General features: G+C 62.1%; 21 protein-coding genes. 11 read left to right on the forward strand and 10 right to left on the reverse strand.

The annotated features are described in order from the left end of the window. Window positions 1–2 precede the first annotated feature (2 nt). Window positions 3–290, forward strand: a complete 288-nt coding sequence (locus BLS13_RS01925) for an NAD(P) transhydrogenase subunit alpha part 2 (RefSeq protein ID WP_037522365.1) — start codon at window positions 3–5, stop codon at window positions 288–290. A gap of 22 nt (window positions 291–312) precedes the next feature. Further along, window positions 313–1,740, forward strand: a complete 1,428-nt coding sequence (locus tag BLS13_RS01930) for an NAD(P)(+) transhydrogenase (Re/Si-specific) subunit beta (RefSeq protein ID WP_093449343.1) — start codon at window positions 313–315, stop codon at window positions 1,738–1,740. Between the two features lie 157 nt (window positions 1,741–1,897). Here BLS13_RS01930 and BLS13_RS01935 read toward each other — a convergent pair whose 3' ends face one another. Both BLS13_RS01935 and BLS13_RS01940 read right to left on the reverse strand, forming a co-directional pair. Continuing rightward, window positions 1,898–2,458 carry a hemerythrin domain-containing protein gene (locus BLS13_RS01935; protein ID WP_093449344.1) on the reverse strand — a complete coding sequence of 187 codons (561 nt, stop codon included), beginning with the start codon at window positions 2,456–2,458 and terminating at the stop codon, window positions 1,898–1,900. 67 nt (window positions 2,459–2,525) lie between these two features. Continuing rightward, window positions 2,526–3,650 (reverse strand): helix-turn-helix transcriptional regulator, encoded by a 1,125-nt coding sequence (locus tag BLS13_RS01940; RefSeq protein WP_143011844.1) that lies wholly within the window; start codon window positions 3,648–3,650, stop codon window positions 2,526–2,528. 83 nt (window positions 3,651–3,733) lie between these two features. Here BLS13_RS01940 and cysD point away from each other — a divergent pair, with 83 nt between their 5' ends. The 6 genes from cysD (at window position 3,734) to BLS13_RS01970 (ending at window position 9,818) form a co-directional block, all read left to right on the forward strand. Continuing rightward, the gene (cysD, locus tag BLS13_RS01945; protein WP_037522373.1) at window positions 3,734–4,645 is read left to right on the forward strand and encodes a sulfate adenylyltransferase subunit CysD; all 912 of its coding nucleotides are present in this window, start codon (window positions 3,734–3,736) and stop codon (window positions 4,643–4,645) included. Beyond that, complete coding sequence (gene cysN, locus BLS13_RS01950; RefSeq protein ID WP_093449347.1) at window positions 4,645–6,591, forward strand: sulfate adenylyltransferase subunit CysN; 1,947 nt, start codon at window positions 4,645–4,647, stop codon at window positions 6,589–6,591. Before cysD ends, cysN begins: the two co-directional genes overlap by 1 nt. Further along, window positions 6,588–7,328: a 3'(2'),5'-bisphosphate nucleotidase CysQ gene (locus BLS13_RS01955; protein WP_093449349.1), complete on the forward strand. Its 741-nt coding sequence runs from the start codon at window positions 6,588–6,590 to the stop codon at window positions 7,326–7,328. The genes cysN and BLS13_RS01955 overlap by 4 nt, the downstream gene beginning before the upstream one ends. 88 nt (window positions 7,329–7,416) lie before the next feature. After that, a complete protein-coding gene (locus BLS13_RS01960) occupies window positions 7,417–8,862 on the forward strand; it encodes a phospholipase D-like domain-containing protein (protein ID WP_093449350.1) in 1,446 nt (481 codons plus the stop codon). Between the two features lie 122 nt (window positions 8,863–8,984). Then, on the forward strand, window positions 8,985–9,266 hold the full coding sequence (locus BLS13_RS01965; RefSeq protein WP_093449352.1) for a hypothetical protein: 282 nt from the start codon (window positions 8,985–8,987) through the stop codon (window positions 9,264–9,266). A gap of 126 nt (window positions 9,267–9,392) precedes the next feature. Next, window positions 9,393–9,818, forward strand: coding sequence for a hypothetical protein (locus BLS13_RS01970; protein ID WP_093449353.1), 426 nt, complete (start codon window positions 9,393–9,395; stop codon window positions 9,816–9,818). A 57-nt stretch (window positions 9,819–9,875) separates the two neighbouring features. On the opposite strand, the gene BLS13_RS01975 is transcribed toward BLS13_RS01970, so the two are convergent. Then, window positions 9,876–10,172 carry a hypothetical protein gene (locus BLS13_RS01975; protein WP_093449355.1) on the reverse strand — a complete coding sequence of 99 codons (297 nt, stop codon included), beginning with the start codon at window positions 10,170–10,172 and terminating at the stop codon, window positions 9,876–9,878. A gap of 217 nt (window positions 10,173–10,389) precedes the next feature. On the opposite strand from BLS13_RS01975, the gene BLS13_RS01980 reads away from it, so the two are divergent. Beyond that, on the forward strand, window positions 10,390–10,701 hold the full coding sequence (locus BLS13_RS01980) for a PilZ domain-containing protein (protein WP_093449357.1): 312 nt from the start codon (window positions 10,390–10,392) through the stop codon (window positions 10,699–10,701). Between the two features lie 26 nt (window positions 10,702–10,727). Here BLS13_RS01980 and BLS13_RS01985 read toward each other — a convergent pair whose 3' ends face one another. The 7 genes from BLS13_RS01985 to BLS13_RS20855 form a co-directional block, all read right to left on the reverse strand. Further along, the gene (locus tag BLS13_RS01985) at window positions 10,728–11,333 is read right to left on the reverse strand and encodes a PRC-barrel domain-containing protein (protein ID WP_093449358.1); all 606 of its coding nucleotides are present in this window, start codon (window positions 11,331–11,333) and stop codon (window positions 10,728–10,730) included. A gap of 173 nt (window positions 11,334–11,506) precedes the next feature. Further along, a complete protein-coding gene (locus BLS13_RS01990; protein ID WP_093449360.1) occupies window positions 11,507–11,971 on the reverse strand; it encodes an SRPBCC family protein in 465 nt (154 codons plus the stop codon). Further along, on the reverse strand, window positions 11,968–12,450 hold the full coding sequence (locus tag BLS13_RS01995) for a VOC family protein (protein WP_093449361.1): 483 nt from the start codon (window positions 12,448–12,450) through the stop codon (window positions 11,968–11,970). Before BLS13_RS01995 ends, BLS13_RS01990 begins: the two co-directional genes overlap by 4 nt. Window positions 12,451–12,465: 15 nt before the next feature. Then, complete coding sequence (locus tag BLS13_RS02000; protein WP_093449363.1) at window positions 12,466–12,930, reverse strand: VOC family protein; 465 nt, start codon at window positions 12,928–12,930, stop codon at window positions 12,466–12,468. 2 nt (window positions 12,931–12,932) lie between these two features. Continuing rightward, window positions 12,933–13,562: a TetR/AcrR family transcriptional regulator gene (locus BLS13_RS02005; RefSeq protein WP_093449528.1), complete on the reverse strand. Its 630-nt coding sequence runs from the start codon at window positions 13,560–13,562 to the stop codon at window positions 12,933–12,935. A 111-nt stretch (window positions 13,563–13,673) separates the two neighbouring features. Further along, window positions 13,674–14,279: a DUF4142 domain-containing protein gene (locus BLS13_RS02010; protein WP_093449364.1), complete on the reverse strand. Its 606-nt coding sequence runs from the start codon at window positions 14,277–14,279 to the stop codon at window positions 13,674–13,676. Between the two features lie 151 nt (window positions 14,280–14,430). Then, a complete protein-coding gene (locus tag BLS13_RS20855) occupies window positions 14,431–14,712 on the reverse strand; it encodes a hypothetical protein (RefSeq protein WP_093449366.1) in 282 nt (93 codons plus the stop codon). Window positions 14,713–15,021: 309 nt separating this feature from the next. Here BLS13_RS20855 and BLS13_RS02025 point away from each other — a divergent pair, with 309 nt between their 5' ends. Together BLS13_RS02025 and BLS13_RS20565 are read left to right on the forward strand one after the other, a co-directional pair. Continuing rightward, a complete protein-coding gene (locus BLS13_RS02025; RefSeq protein ID WP_081911765.1) occupies window positions 15,022–15,222 on the forward strand; it encodes a hypothetical protein in 201 nt (66 codons plus the stop codon). A gap of 123 nt (window positions 15,223–15,345) precedes the next feature. Next, window positions 15,346–15,501, forward strand: a complete 156-nt coding sequence (locus tag BLS13_RS20565) for a hypothetical protein (RefSeq protein WP_176943362.1) — start codon at window positions 15,346–15,348, stop codon at window positions 15,499–15,501. Window position 15,502: the final 1 nt, after the last annotated feature.

Genomic DNA, 15,502 nt, shown 5'->3' on the forward strand with positions numbered 1-15,502 from the left:
TCATGGATTTCATCTCGATCCTGTCGATCTTCGTCATGGCTGTCTTCGTCGGCTATTATGTCGTCTGGTCGGTGACACCAGCGCTGCACACGCCGCTGATGGCCGTCACCAACGCGATCTCGTCGGTCATCATCGTTGGTGCGCTGATCGCCAGCGCGGCCCCGGGCAGCGCAACCTCGAAATATCTGGGTCTGCTCGCCGTAGTGTTCGCGAGCGTCAACATCTTCGGCGGCTTTGCGGTCACCGCGCGGATGCTGGCGATGTACAAGAAGAAAGAGAAGAAGGCGTGAGCCTGGTGCTGGGGGGAATATCATGACGGAACCGGCAACCTTGGCCGAACATGCGGTGCCCGGCTGGGCGGGGCTCGCTTATCTGATCGCGGGCGTCCTCTTCATTCTCGCGCTTCGCGGGCTGTCGAGCCCGACGAGCTCGCGGAGCGGCAATCGCTTCGGCATGGTCGGCATGCTGATCGCGGTCGTCACGACCCTGATCCTGCACGGCACCGGTCTCGTCGAGATCGCGGTCGCGATCGCGATCGGCGGCGCCATCGGCTTCGTCACCGCGCGCAAGATCGCGATGACCGACATGCCCCAGCTCGTGGCGGCCTTCCACTCGCTGGTCGGCATGGCGGCGGTGCTTGTTGCCGCGGCGGCCTATCTCAATCCCGTTGCCTTCGGTATCGCCGGGCTCGACGGGGTGATCCATCAGGTCAGCCGGATTGAAATGGGTCTCGGCGTGGCGATCGGTGCGATCACCTTCTCGGGATCGGTGATCGCCTTCCTGAAGCTTAACGGCAATATGTCCGGCAAGCCGATCATGCTGCCGGCGCGCCATGTCATCAACCTTGGCACGCTGGCTGCGATCATCGGCCTGGTCGGCTATTTCCTGACCGATCAGAGCGTATGGGTGTTTGCCACGATCACAGCCTTGTCGTTCCTGATCGGTTTCCTGCTGATCATCCCGATCGGCGGCGCGGACATGCCTGTGGTCGTCTCGATGCTCAATAGCTATTCGGGCTGGGCCGCTGCGGCGATGGGTTTCACGCTCCACAACACCGCGATGATCATCACCGGCGCATTGGTCGGCTCGTCGGGTGCGATCCTGAGCTACATCATGTGCAAGGCGATGAACCGCAGCTTCATCAGCGTGATTGCCGGCGGCTTCGGCGCCGAGGCAGCGGCGGGAGACGGCAGCGCCAAGGAACAGCGCCCGTGGAAGCGCGGTTCGGCCGAAGACGCGGCGTTCCTGATGAAGCAGGCCGAAAGCGTGATCATCGTGCCCGGCTACGGCATGGCGGTCGCCCAGGCGCAGCACGCGCTGCGCGAGATGGGCGATCTGCTGAAGAAGGAAGGCGTGTCGGTCAAATATGCGATCCATCCGGTCGCGGGCCGCATGCCCGGCCACATGAACGTGCTGCTGGCCGAGGCGAACGTGCCTTATGATGACGTGTTCGAACTCGAGGACATCAACAGCGAGTTCGCGCAGTGCGATGTCGCCTTCGTAATCGGCGCGAACGACGTCACTAATCCGGCGGCCAAGACTGACAAGACCTCGCCGATCTACGGCATGCCGGTGCTCGATGTCGAAAAGGCGAAGACGGTGCTGTTCGTGAAGCGCTCGATGGGCGGTGTCGGCTATGCCGGCGTCGACAACGACGTCTTCTACATGGACAACACCATGATGCTCCTCGCCGACGCGAAGAAGATGGTCGAGGATATCTGCAAGTCGATGGCGCACTGAGCGCTTCGCCCTGACGGAATAAAGAAGGCCCCGGCGGTTACGCCGGGGCCTTTCTTCTTTCTACGTCATCCCGGCGAAGGCTGGGAACCCTCCAATCTATGCCCAAGATCGGAGTTGGGAGGGGCCCCCTGCGTTCGCCGGGGTGACGGAAAGAGTATCAAACCTGCGCAACCTCCTCGGCATCGGCCTCGCGGGTCTTGCCGATTTCGCCGGTCGCGACAATCTGGTCGTAAAGTTCCTGCTGGCGCGCGCGCAATTGCTCGCCGATCGCGTCGAGATCGAGCTTGCCCTTGGCGTGGGCCTCCTTGGCCTCCTCGAACAGGTCCTCGTCCTCCTCGTCGATGTGATGGACCGTTTCCTCGCCGAGCACATGGACCTTGGACGAGAAAAGTTCTTCGTCGCCGTCGAGCTGCTCCAGTTCGGCGATCATGATCTTTCCCGATTGATGCTCGACGATGCCTTCGTTGACCTCGTCGGGGCCGATGGTCGTCTTTAAAGCCGGATAGAGGATTTCTTCCTCGATCGTCATATGGATCGTCAGTCGCATGCAGAGCTCACGCGCGATCGCGACGAGCCGGTGACTGTTGGCATCCCGGGCTTCATCGAACAGGCCCCGGAAGATATGGTGTTCTTCCTTGAGCACCTTGAGCGCCATGGGGTCGTCTTTGGCGATCACATGATGCCCCTGATTGTTGCGCGCACCATATTTGTCGGACATGGACCATTCCTTCGATTGCGGTTGAGCGCAGAAACGAAGTCGAGGGGCGGCTGTTCCCGATGGGCCGTCAGGCGAGCGCGATGACGCTTGCGAGGATCAGCCGGATGAGATCGGGCTGGCCGCGCGCGCCGGTCTTGGCGTAGATTTTCTTCGAATAATTGCGCGCGGTCTCGATCGTAAGGTTCAACTCGATCGCCGCATCGGCGATCGATTTGCCCCGGCTCAGCGCAACGGCCAGCGCGGCTTCACTGGGGGTGAGGTCGAACAATTGCGCAAGTTGGTCGCGCCGGTCGGCGCTCGATCGCTCGTCGCCATGGACATAGGCGATCAGGATCGGCGTGACCGCACCGGAGATCGCCCGTTCGCGCATCGGCACCAACAGCATGTCCAGCCAGGGTTCGTCGGAGAGATGCACCACGCGCGGCCGATTGTCGCTGTCGGCAGCGAAGGCACGGAGCGCTTCGCCCAGCGCGCGATCGGCCTCCGGCGATGATGCCATCAGCCGCCCGCGCGCGCTGCGGACCAGGATCTGCGAATTGCGCAGGAGCCGCTCGGCCTGGCTGTCGCAATCGACGACGCGCCCGCCGATGTCGAGCGTGAGCCAGCCGAAGTTGAGTCGCCGGATCGCATCGGCAGCGATCCCGGCGCGGATGCGCTCGCGCTCGATCGCGGCGAAGTTGCGCAAGGCGATCGCGAAATGCGGTGCGAGCGCGCTCAGCAAAGCAGTATCCGTTCCGGTGAAAAGGGCATTTTGCCGGGCGATCGTCAGCCACACATTATAGCCATTGGGATCGCCGATCCGGATCACGCGCATATCGCGCCAGTCATTGCCGAGTAGCATATTGCCGCGAGCCGTCAGCCCGGACGCATCCGCAAGGTCGGCCAGATCGCCGGCCGCATAGACCCGGCCCAGCCGCAATTTCTGATAGGGATGTGTCCTGCCCGGCGGCGAAAACCAATCATACCTGTCGCGGGGTCCGGCCAATGATGGTTTGCCCGAAAACAGGCTGATCACGTCCTCCGGCGCGGCGTCGGCGCGGCGAAATTGCAGGCTGACATGATCGGCGCCGGCGCGCAGCCGCAGCCGTGTCAGAAAGGTCGACCATAAGGGCTGCTCGAGCGGACCTTCGTGGAGCGCCGTCAACAGGTCGGTTTCGTCTTCTCGCGTGATCGCCATGGCAAATATAGTCATACCTCCCATATGGGAGGTGTTTCAACCCTGCTGTGCTTTAGGGCGCATGGGCATGTTCGTATAGACCGAGATGGAGATTTGAGATGTCATCAGCCCGAACCCTGACGCATCTGGAGCGTCTGGAGGCCGAGAGCATCCACATCATGCGCGAAGTGGTGTCGGAAGTCGAAAAGCCGGTGATGCTCTATTCTGTCGGCAAGGATTCGGCGGTGATGCTGCATCTGGCGAGGAAGGCCTTCTATCCGTCGCCGCCGCCATTCCCGTTGCTGCATGTCGATACGACATGGAAGTTCAGAGCGATGTACGATCTGCGCGACAAGGCCGCCGCCGATGCCGGCATGGAATTGATCGTCTATCACAATCCGGAGGCGATGGAGCGCGGTATCAACCCGTTCGATCATGGTTCGGCGCTCCACACCGATATGTGGAAGACCGAGGGGCTGAAGCAGGCGCTCGACAAATATGGTTTCGACGCAGCTTTTGGCGGTGCGCGGCGCGACGAGGAAAAGAGCCGCGCCAAGGAGCGAATCTTCTCGTTTCGCTCGGCCAATCACCGCTGGGATCCGAAGAGCCAGCGCCCCGAATTGTGGAGCCTGTACAACGCTCGCAAGGCCAAGGGTGAGAGCATCCGGGTCTTTCCGATCTCGAACTGGACCGAACTCGATATCTGGCAGTACATCCATCTCGAGGGCATCGAGATCGTCCCGCTTTATTTCAGCGCGCCGCGCCCGACCGTCGAGCGCGACGGCCTGCTGCTGATGGTCGATGACGATCGCTTCCCGTTGAAGCCGGGTGAGACCCCGGTCGAACGCTCGATCCGCTTCCGCACTTTGGGCTGCTATCCCCTCACCGGTGCCGTCGAAAGCACCGCCGCAACCTTGCCCGAGGTGATCCAGGAGATGCTGCTGACGACGACGTCGGAACGGCAGGGCCGCGCGATCGATCATGATCAGGCCGCCTCGATGGAGAAGAAGAAGCAGGAGGGGTATTTCTGATGACTGCGCTCACCGACACCGAAAGCTCGTACAAGGCGCAGGATCTGATCGCCGAGGATATCGATGCCTATCTCGATCAGCATCAGCACAAGTCGCTGTTGCGCTTCATTACCTGCGGATCGGTCGATGACGGCAAATCGACTTTGATCGGGCGGCTGCTTTATGATTCGAAGATGATCTTCGAAGATCAGCTTGCGGCGCTCGAGGCCGACAGCAAGAAGGTCGGCACGCAGGGGCAGAACATCGATTTCGCGCTGCTCGTCGACGGGCTTGCCGCCGAGCGCGAACAGGGCATCACGATCGACGTCGCCTATCGCTTCTTCTCGACCGACAAGCGCAAGTTCATCGTCGCCGATACGCCCGGGCATGAGCAATATACCCGCAACATGGTGACCGGCGCATCGACCGCCGATCTCGCGGTGATCCTGATCGATGCGCGCAAGGGCGTGCTGACCCAGACCCGGCGGCACAGCTATCTCGCGCACCTGATCGGCATCCGGAACCTCGTGCTCGCGGTCAACAAGATGGATCTGATCGGCTATGATCAGGCCAGATATGACGCGATCGTCGCCGACTATCGGACCTTCGCCGATTCGATCGGGATCAAGGCGTTCACGCCGATGCCGATCTCGGGCTTCATCGGCGATAATATCACCACGAAGAGCGGGAATACGCCCTGGTATATGGGGCCGCCGCTGATGGAGCATCTCGAAACCGTTGAACTCGATGTCATCGCCGATCAGGCGAAGCCGTTCCGTATGCCGGTGCAGTGGGTCAATCGCCCGAACCTCGATTTCCGGGGCTTTTCGGGTCTTGTTGCCAGCGGCACTGTGCGCAAGGGCGATGCGGTGCGGGTGGTGCCATCGGGCAAGACATCGACCATCAGCCGCATCGTGACGATGCCGGGCAAGGCGGGCGGCGGCGATCTCGACGAGGCGGTCGCCGGCCAGTCGGTCACCTTGTGCTTCGAAGACGAGATCGATTGTTCGCGCGGGAATGTGATCTCGGTTGCGGACAATCCCCCCGAAGCCGCCGATCAGTTTGAAACCACGATCGTGTGGATGGCCGACGAGCCGCTGCTGCCGGGTCGTGCCTATTGGATCAAGCTCGGCACGCAAACCGCGTCCGCGACCGTGCAATCACCGAAATATCAGGTCAACGTCAACACGATGGAGCATCTTGCGGCGAAGACGCTCGAGCTCAATGCGATCGGCGTCGCCAATATTTCGATCGATAAGCCATTGGTGTTCGAATCCTATGGCGTCGACCAGGCGACACCGAACAAGACGCTTGGCGGCTTCATCCTGATCGACAAGCTCACCAACGGTACGGTTGCCGCCGGCATGCTGCACTTCTCGCTGCGCCGGGCGCAGAACGTCCATTGGCAGCCGACCGATGTCACCCGCGAAAAGCGGGCCGAGCTGAAGAATCAGAAGGCCGCCGTCCTCTGGTTCACCGGGCTTTCGGGCGCGGGCAAGTCGACGATCGCCAACCTTGTCGAGCAGAAATTGGTGCGCATGAACCGCCATGCGGTGATGCTCGACGGTGACAATGTCCGCCATGGCCTCAACAAGGATCTGGGCTTCACCGACAATGACCGGGTGGAAAATATCCGTCGTGTCGGGGAGGTTGCGCGCCTGATGACGGACGCTGGCCTGATCGTGCTCACCGCGTTCATCAGCCCGTTCCGCGCCGAACGGCAGATGGTGCGCGAGATGATGGCGGCGGGCGAATTTTTCGAGGTGCATATCGATACGCCGCTCGCCGAGGCAGAGAGGCGCGATGTGAAGGGCCTCTACAAGAAGGCGCGGGCGGGCCAGTTGAAGAACTTCACCGGCATCGACAGCGCCTATGAAGCCCCCACCGATCCGGAGATACGGATCGACACCACCAGCATGTCGGCCGAGGACGCCGCCGAAGCCATCATCAAGGTGCTGATTCCATGAGCGAGACGATGACCGATGCTCAGCTTGCCCGCCACATCGCCGATGCTGCTGGGCGGTTGCTGATCGAATTGCAGCAATCGGGCCTGTTCGAGGGCAAGGCGCTGGGCAAGGCGGGCGACCGGGTCGCCAATGCGTTTATCATGGAGGCGCTTGCGGCCAACCGCCCCGACGATGCGATCCTGTCCGAGGAGGAGAAGGACAGCGCGGCGCGGCTCTCCGCAAGCCGGGTGTGGATCGTCGATCCGCTCGACGGCACCCGCGAATATGGTGAAAAACGTACCGACTGGGCGGTGCATGTCGCGCTTGCCATCGATGGCAAAGCGGCGATCGGTGCGGTTGCGCTGCCTGGCCTTGCACTGACGCTGGGCTCCGATGGCTGTCCGCCGGTGCCGGCCAATACCGGCACACTGCGCATGCTCGTCAGCCGTACCCGGCCGGCGGCCGAGGCGGTCGCGGTCGCCGCGAAACTCGGCGCCGAACTGGTGCCGATGGGATCGGCGGGTGCCAAGGCGATGGCGGTGGTCCGTGGCGAGGCGGATATCTACCTCCATTCGGGTGGCCAATATGAGTGGGACAATTGCGCGCCGGTCGCGGTCGCCGAGGCGGCCGGCCTATACTGCTCGCGGATCGATGGATCCCCACTTCGGTACAATCAGGAGGATGTGTATCTTCCCGATCTGCTGATCTGCCCAAGAGCTCTTGCGCCGCGCGTTATGGAAGCGATGAAAATGGCCTGAAGCGCCGCTGGCGGGAGGAACCGTGGGCGAGGACTGGCGTTGCACCTGTCACGTACCCGTCACGACCTCTCCGCCGGAAACATGCATCATGCGATCTATTCCCGCTGCTGCTCGTGTGAAGTCGGGAGCGGCGCGATCGACTCGCAAGGCCCTGATGTCGTTCGCCGCGATCGGGTTTTGTGGCTTTCTGCTTTCGGGGTGCGCGTCCGTGCCCGAGGTCAGCCCAGCCATCGGCCATACTGCTGTCGCGCAGAAGCCGAACATCGTCACGCGGTCGCGGGCATTGTCGAGCGTGGAGATCAAGGCCGTCGTGGCCGGGCTGACTCTGGCACCCGGCGATAATGCGCTGCTGCGCCATCATCTGGCGATCGAACAGGCCGTGGCCGATGCACCGCTGGTCGCGGGCGAGACGACGCACATCCTGCGCGATGGTCCGGCAACGTTCCGGGCGATGTTCGCGGCGATCCGATCGGCGAAGCGGCGGATCGATCTGGAATATTATATCTTCGAAAATGTCGAGAGCGACGGTGTGCATCTCGGCGATCTACTGCTCGCCAAGCGGGCAGAGGGTGTCGCGGTCAATATCATCTATGACGATTATGGGTCGGGGAGCACGCCGCAGGCGTTTTTAGAGCAGCTGAAGGCCGCCGGCTGCCATCTCGTCGAGTTCAATCCGCTGAATCCGCTGAAGGCCAAGGCAGGCTGGAAACCGAACTCGCGCGATCATCGCAAGATCCTCGTGGTGGATGGCGCGACGGCGATCGTCGGCGGGATCAACCTTGCGACCGAATATCAGAGCAATCCGATCGGCAAGTCCGGCAACAGCAACGAACAGGCCGGCTTGCACTGGCGCGACACCGACCTGGTCGTCACCGGGCCGGCCGTTGCCCAGCTCGAGAAGCTGTTCGAGGATCACTGGAATATCCAGCAGGGGCCGCCACTGGCCGAACTCGAAAAGACGCCGCCGGTGCCGGGGCAGACGGGTAACGCCGTCGTCCGCTTCGTCGGTAGCGCGCCGGGCCGTGACAAGCCGCATTATTATGTAACGTTGATCTCGAGCATGCGCAGCGCCGAGAAGAGCATCACCGCCAGCGCCGCTTATTTCGTGCCCACCAAAGACGAGCGGCGGGCGCTGATGGATGCCAGCCGGCGCGGGGTCGATGTAACGCTGATCCTGCCGGACAAAAGCGATTCCGGCCTTTCGATCGCGGTTGCCCATTCGCATTATGGCAAATTGTTGCGCGCAGGCGTGAAGATCTACGAGACCCACGGTATCGTGCTGCATTCGAAGACCGTGGCGGTCGACGGGGTGTGGTCGATGATCGGATCGTCGAACTTCGATCATCGCAGCGTGGTGTTCAACGATGAGGTCGACGCGGTCGTGATTGGATCGCAAACCGCGGACGAACTCGATGCGATCTATGCGCAGGATCGGGCGACCGCGACGCAGGTCGACTATCAGGCCTGGAAACATCGGCCGCTGGGCGCCAAATTCAAGGAAATGTTCGCGAGCCTCCTGCAGAATTTTCTCTAGGATCGTGGCGATCAGGAGATGCTTGCAGCCTCCAAAGGGTTGGTCGGCAGGACGGTGCTTGAGCCGGCCGCGGGCGCGTGACACTATCGGCCGCAGCTTGGCGATTCTGCCCGGAGTTCAACATGCCACATGAGCCGGCCCCGATTCATATTGTCGGCCCCGACGATCTCCACGCGCTCGACAATATTGCAACGCCCAATCGGCCGAGTTTTGGCGAGCGCAAATGCCCGATGTGCCATGGTCATGGCGAATGGAATGACGAATATTTCGTCAGCGGCCGTGCGATCGTGAAGGCGTGTCCGACCTGCGAAGGCTTCGGCTGGCTGGTGCACAACGGCCATCATGTGCGCATCGATATCATGCTGATTCAGGGACTTCCGCACTGGGCATTGATCATCGAGTGACGCCGCTGTGGGCCAGAAAGCGGTGAATGGCTGGAAAACGGGGCGGGTCGAACCGAACTGAAATATCCCTGCAATCTTCATCACGTAGGGATCGGTTCGGCGGGGGCTTGGAAGAAAGGCTTTCCGATGGGCCAGGCCCGCATGCTTCCCCCTCGTGCTCGTCCGCTGATTATCGCGGCTGCCCGTCGCTGGCGCGCCGCCCGCGATCTCGGCGAGGCCGTACAGCCGGCATTGTTTACCACGCTCGAACGGGCAGGGTGCGGGGTCCTTGCGCCTGTGCTTGATAGCCTGATCCGGATGTTCGAAGTCAGTTCGGGGCAAGGCTTTCAGGTGGCGCGTTCTTCGAACGGCGGGCTTTCTCGCGATGAGCGCACACTGCTTGCCATGCTCGAAGTCGATTATGGCGAACGGATGATGGTGCGTTCCGCGGGAGATCGGCGTCTCGGCGCCGCCATGACGGTCGCGATCCGCTCCGCCCGGATCATGATCCGGCTTGCGCTGCGAAATGGCTCGTCGGATTGCGGGCCCAGGCTATGTGCCACGCCTGCATAGGCTTTCAAACTCAGGGGATGATTGGCGGCCCGCATCTTTGGATGCGGGCCGTCCCTCTTATTGCCGCGGCGTGGTCGATGTCTTGTTTTCGGTCACGACATGCGTGCCTGTCGGCGTCTTCACGGTCCGTTTGATTTCCTCGTGATGGACGGAAACCGGGCCGGTCGACGGGCGGTGCGTCACGACCCGGTGACGCGTGTAGGTGTGATGATGGATCACGCGGTGAACGGTCGCCGCCGGAGCCGCCGGAGCCGCCGGAGCCGCTGGGGCCGGTGGCGACGGGGGTGGCGTTTGAGCAAATGCTGCGCCGGCGGCCAACAATCCCATCAGTATCGGCAGAAATATCGCCTTCATGTTTTGTCCTCTCGGTTTGTTGTCTTTGTACAAAGACCGAAAGAGCTTGAAGGTTCCGGCTTGGCGCGGTCGGTGCGTCTCCTCGTGCACCGTTCACTGACCGAGCTCATGGTTGGCCGGGCGTTTACCAGTCCGGATAACTGACTGCGAACAGGTTCGGCCTAGTAATATGGGACGTGGCGGATGTCTTTCCGCCGATTGACCAGAGGAAGCCGATGTGTCGCTGATATCCGCCGTCTTGGAGCGGGGCCGAAAGCTTGACGGCCGCCAGGGCCGCCGCATCAAGGTGTTTCTCAAGGCGCGCATGCTGAGCGAAGGGCAGGCGCTGGAGATTCATCTGCTGGACATATCGCAATTGGGCGCTCTGGCGCATGCTCCTTCCGAACGCACCCCGAACGAAATCGTCTGGGTGGCCGTGAAGGGGGTGGAAATCCTCGCGCGCGTGGCGTGGACGCGCGGCAACCGCTTCGGTTTGAATTTCAATACGCCCTTGCCCCAGCTACACCTCGATCGCCTGGTTAAAGCATGACGGCCGGGTGAGGCGCGCCGGTAAGGCTACCGTAGCGGCGGGGCTCGGTCTTTGGTTTCGCGGGCTTCCGCCTTCCAGTCGGGAAGTGTATCGAGCATCGCCCGATCGATCGATAGCTCGATATGGTCGCCGCATAAAGTGATCCGGTTGCGATTGATCGCACACAGCTTTTCGCCAATTCCACCGACGCCGCCTACGGCAACGACGATATAGGCCATTCGGGCGCCTGGGCATTCGACCATCATCTCCACCACCGTTCCGGCTTGCGAGCCATTGGCAAAGTGGGCGGGTTGACCGATCAGACGCGAAGCGGCCGCGAGGGTCGGCACGGCGGGTTCCTGCTCGCTGGCCTCGACGGCGGCCTGGCCGCTATCCTCGTAACGCGCCTGCCGACCGAGCCAGCGCCAGACTCCGAGCATATTGACGAGCGTCAGGAACGCGTTGGTGGCGAGCAAATTGTGCTGGCCGCTGGTTACGCCGACGATCGACCAACCGATCGATCCAATGGTGAAGACGACGAAGCCCCACCCGGTTACGCGCGCGCCCAGATTAGCCGCCGTCATCAGCGCGGCGACGGCGGTGGCGGCCGGCGCTACCCAGCCTGCGATATCGCCGATTCCGATCCCGGACATGGGTTTTCGCTACCTCCTTCACGATGTATCTTCGGTACCGAAGGCTAGAACGCAAAATCGGCAAGAACGCCGCGAGGAGCGTATCAAAATTTGTGCGGGGGCTTTCGCGAGTGCTGCCGCGGAGATGGGCGCTGCGATCTTTGGCGTGGCAGCATCGATCGCGCGCTATCTGATCAGGCCTGGCCTTCCGCGATGGCAGCCAGTTGGCCGGCCACGACGGTCCATCCGTTGATGAAGCCCATCTCCTCATGCTGCTTCAGCGTCTCCGCGTTCCAGTGGCGGGCGCTCGCGGTGTAGCGCGTGCCATCGCCTTCGGGCTCGAAGGTGAAGATGGCGACCATGAACGGGGCCTGCGGCTTCCACCCTGCCGTAAACGCATCGGTAAAGACAATCCTGCGATTTGTAACGACCTCCAGCACCACCCCTTCATTGCGCATCGCATTTCCGTCCGGCCCGATCATGTCCATGCAGTTGCGGCCGCCGGCGCGCAGATCCATCTCGATGATGCTGGTCGTCCATGGCTTGGGCGCCCACCATTCTTCCAGCCGCTCGGTCCACACCTTCCAGACGGTTTCGGGCGATGCGGAGATCAGCCGGGTGACAGAAAGCTCATAGAGCGGCGCGGGTGTGTCGTTCATTGTCCCTCTCCCTGGAATGCTGCTTCGAGTGTCGCGATATCGAGCTTCGTCATGGCGAACAGCGCGCCATACATGCGGCCGATCTGTTCTGCCGTGCCTGCTTTCAACATGCGGACGATCGCATCGGGCACGATCTGCCACGACAGGCCGTAGCGATCCTTGAGCCAGCCGCACTGGCCGGGTGTGCCGCCGTCCGCGATGAGGGCAGACCAATAATGGTCGATCTCGTCCTGATTGGCGCAATCGGCCGAGAAGGAAACCGCTTCGCTGAAGCTGAAATGCGGGCCTCCGTTGAGCGCCTGGAACGGCCGGCCGTGCAGGGTGAATTCCACAAGCAGGGCCGTTCCGGCAGGGAAGGGGGCGCCTTCGCCATAGCGTGAAATGGTGCCGATCGAGGAATTGGGGAAGACCGTAGTGTAGAAGCGCGCGGCTTCCTCAGCCTGTCCGTCGAACCACAGGCACGGGGCAATATCCGGCATGATCACTCTCCTTTCTTACATCGTAGTGGCGGCGGCCTTGAGTTCGTCCGCATTCATCGGAGCGCGCAGCGGGGTGGCGATCGACCAGCGATGTCCGAACGGATCCTCGACGATGCCATAGCGATCGCCCCAGAACATGTCGGTCGGGGCCATCATCTGCGTGGCGCCGGCGGCAACCGCCTGTGCGGCGGCGGTATCGACATCGGCCACGATCAGGTGGATCGTCACCGGCGTTCCGCCGAGGGCCTTGGGGGACAGCATGCCATGCTCGGCATATTCGTCCACGAGCATGACCGACGCACCATTGATCGAAATGCAGGCGTGCATCAGCTTCCCCTGGGGATCGGGCAGGCGGACGCGCTCGGTCGCGCCGAACGCCGCCTTGTAGAAATCGATCGCCGCGGCCGCACCGGCGCAGACCAGATGCGGCGAAAGATGGTGCATGCCCTGCGGCAGAGTGCCATCATATGGTTGAGTCATCGTCACTTCTCCAAGGATGTCGGGGATGGAAACAGGCCGGCGATGTAGCGGCGCAGGTGGGTAACACTGTCGACCGCGATCGCCGGATCGTCCTTGGCCTTCGCCAGGATGAAGGCGCCTTGCAGTACCGCCTGGGTATGGAGCGCGAGGCTGGGTGCAGTGACCCCGTCCTTCACACCATATTGTGCGATCACTTCTTCAATGTCGGCTTCGAGTGTTTGGGCATGGCCCGAAATGCTGGCGAAGCAGGCATCGCGGATCGATGGGTTGGTCAGGAATGTTTCCTGCGTCATGGTGCCGGCGAGGCAGGTAAATTCGGCAAGCGTGCCGCTGATCAGTGCCGCGCGGAAATCGAGATAGCCGAGCACGCGATCAAGCGGGTCGGCAGGCATGTGATACGGTGCGTGCGCGAACAGATCTCCGGTGATCGCCGACCAATGATCGGCCGCGGCGATGGCGAGTTCTTCCTTGCTTTTGAAATGATGGAAAAATGCACCCTTGGTGACGCCCGCCGCCGCGCACAATTCGTCCACCGACGTCGCGTGATAGCCCTTTTCGCGGATCACACGTAGCGCGACGTCCAGCAGTTTGCCGCGAGCGCTTTCGGAGCGGGAGGGGTGAGTCGCATTCATGAATGCTTCCATACCAACTGGTTGGTATGGAAGTCAATCGCGACCCTTTTTCTCTGTCGCTCCGGCGCGGATGCTGGGCCGCAATCGCCGGCTCAGCATCCTGGCACGCACTTATTTGTCGAGATTTTCCGCCATATCGAGGTGCTTCCGGACGGCCGGAGCGATTTCGCTCGCCGCAGCCTTCAACGTCGCGACATCGCCATTTTTGGCATATTCATCCATCAACGTCAGGGCGGCCTTGTGGGCCGAAACTTGCCCGGAGACATATTTCTTGTCGAAATCGGCCCCGGTCAGCTTGCCGAGATCCGCCAATTTATCGGACTGATCGCTGGTCAAGGTCGGGTCCGGCGTCAAAGAGGGGGTGGCTTCCTTCGCGGCGGCCTTGATTTTCGCGGTCGATTCGGTGTGCGCCTTGGTCATTTCGCCCGCGAAATTCTTCACGTCGGGCGAGGCGGCGTTTGTGATCGCCAGTTTGGCGGCGGCGATTTCGAAGGCATCGCTCTTGGCGGCCTTGTCGATGAACTCCTGGCCCGACGGTGTCGGCGTAAGGGCCTCCTTCACATCCTGGGCGGCATTTGACGTGGCGCTTCCGGCCGCCTCCAGCGCGTTGCTGGTCGTGTTGGCGGCATCGTCCGCAGCCTTCTCGGTTTTGGGACCGCAGGCCACCAGCGACAGCGCGAGTGCCGCCGTGGATGCGATCGAGATGAATTTGTTCATTGATTTTCTCCGGTTACGAACGGCCTGCCAACGCTCCTGTGCCGGGCACGTTCCTGTGGCAGCCTTGTAGCGACGCGAATTCAGGGTGCGCTGCTGGCCATGCGCGCATCGTGCGCAGACGAAGGCGCCTCCCTTGTGAATTGCGATCGAACTAATTGGGAATAGCGTTTGCAGCGGGGGCGGCGTTGACGGAAGCGACGACGACAGCCGGGTCGGCACCTGTGAGAGGGGCGGTCGACTCGCTCGTCGTCAGTGTAAGCTGCGAACAGTTATGGCGCACCATCAGCATCGACCGAACATGATCGACCTGGGCAGGCTCTGGTCGCGGCCTGATCGACGATATAGATTGATTGAAGGCGGCGAGGTCGGTTGCCCGAGCGGCATCGTCGGGCAGGAATTCCGGGCAGATAAAGCGCTGGTCGATATTCGACATGATCGCCACCACGTCCGCACGTGGGGTCGGGTGGGACCCGGTCCCTTGGGCGGAAGCCGACGACGCGAGGGACAATGCGACAATCGCCGCCGCTCGGCCTGCGTCACACCTTGGCATTGCAGAAAATCCTTCTTCCCACCGGAGCGGCGCCCCCGCCGATCCGACCTGTTCGTCGTGCATGGCCAAACTCACAACCTTGCCCTATGTTCAAATGAAGTCGCTCCCCGTTTCGATCTTTAAACGTGAGGAATGCCGCGCCCGCTTGTCGATAAAGCTGGTTATTCGGGGGCTTTTCGCCTAAAGGGAGGCATGACCAATATCGAAATGTACCGTGCCAATGCCGCGGCTCAGCGCGCTGCGGCTGCCGCGACCAACCTCCCCAACCGCCGCGAGATGCACGAGCGCTCGGCGCAAAGCTGGGACGCCATGGCGGATAGTGCCGAAGACACTTTGCGCCGGACCGGGGTCAACGAGGCAGCGAAAGCCCAGCTTGCAGCGGCTTCTGCCTGATCACGAACCGCGGCCGACCTTGTGCGGGGCCAAGCCTGTGCGGCCGGTATACCATGGGTTCAGGGCCCTCGCCGTCGGCCGCCGCTTGGGTGAAAGCGGCCGGACGCGAACCTAGGTGAATGCGTGACCGAGTCCATTGACGATCGCATGATCGATACGCCCGACGGCCCGATGACCTGGGCCGAGTGGAAAAAGAAGCATCCGGTTCAGCTGCCATCGCGCCGGACCAAGGGCAAGAATCTGCCAAACAAGGTCAAGCGCAGGACAGACGAAAGCTGAG

Origin of the sequence: Sphingomonas sp. YR710 (genome assembly GCF_900101455.1) — a bacterium.
In the GTDB taxonomy this organism is placed as follows: Bacteria; Pseudomonadota; Alphaproteobacteria; order Sphingomonadales; family Sphingomonadaceae; genus Rhizorhabdus.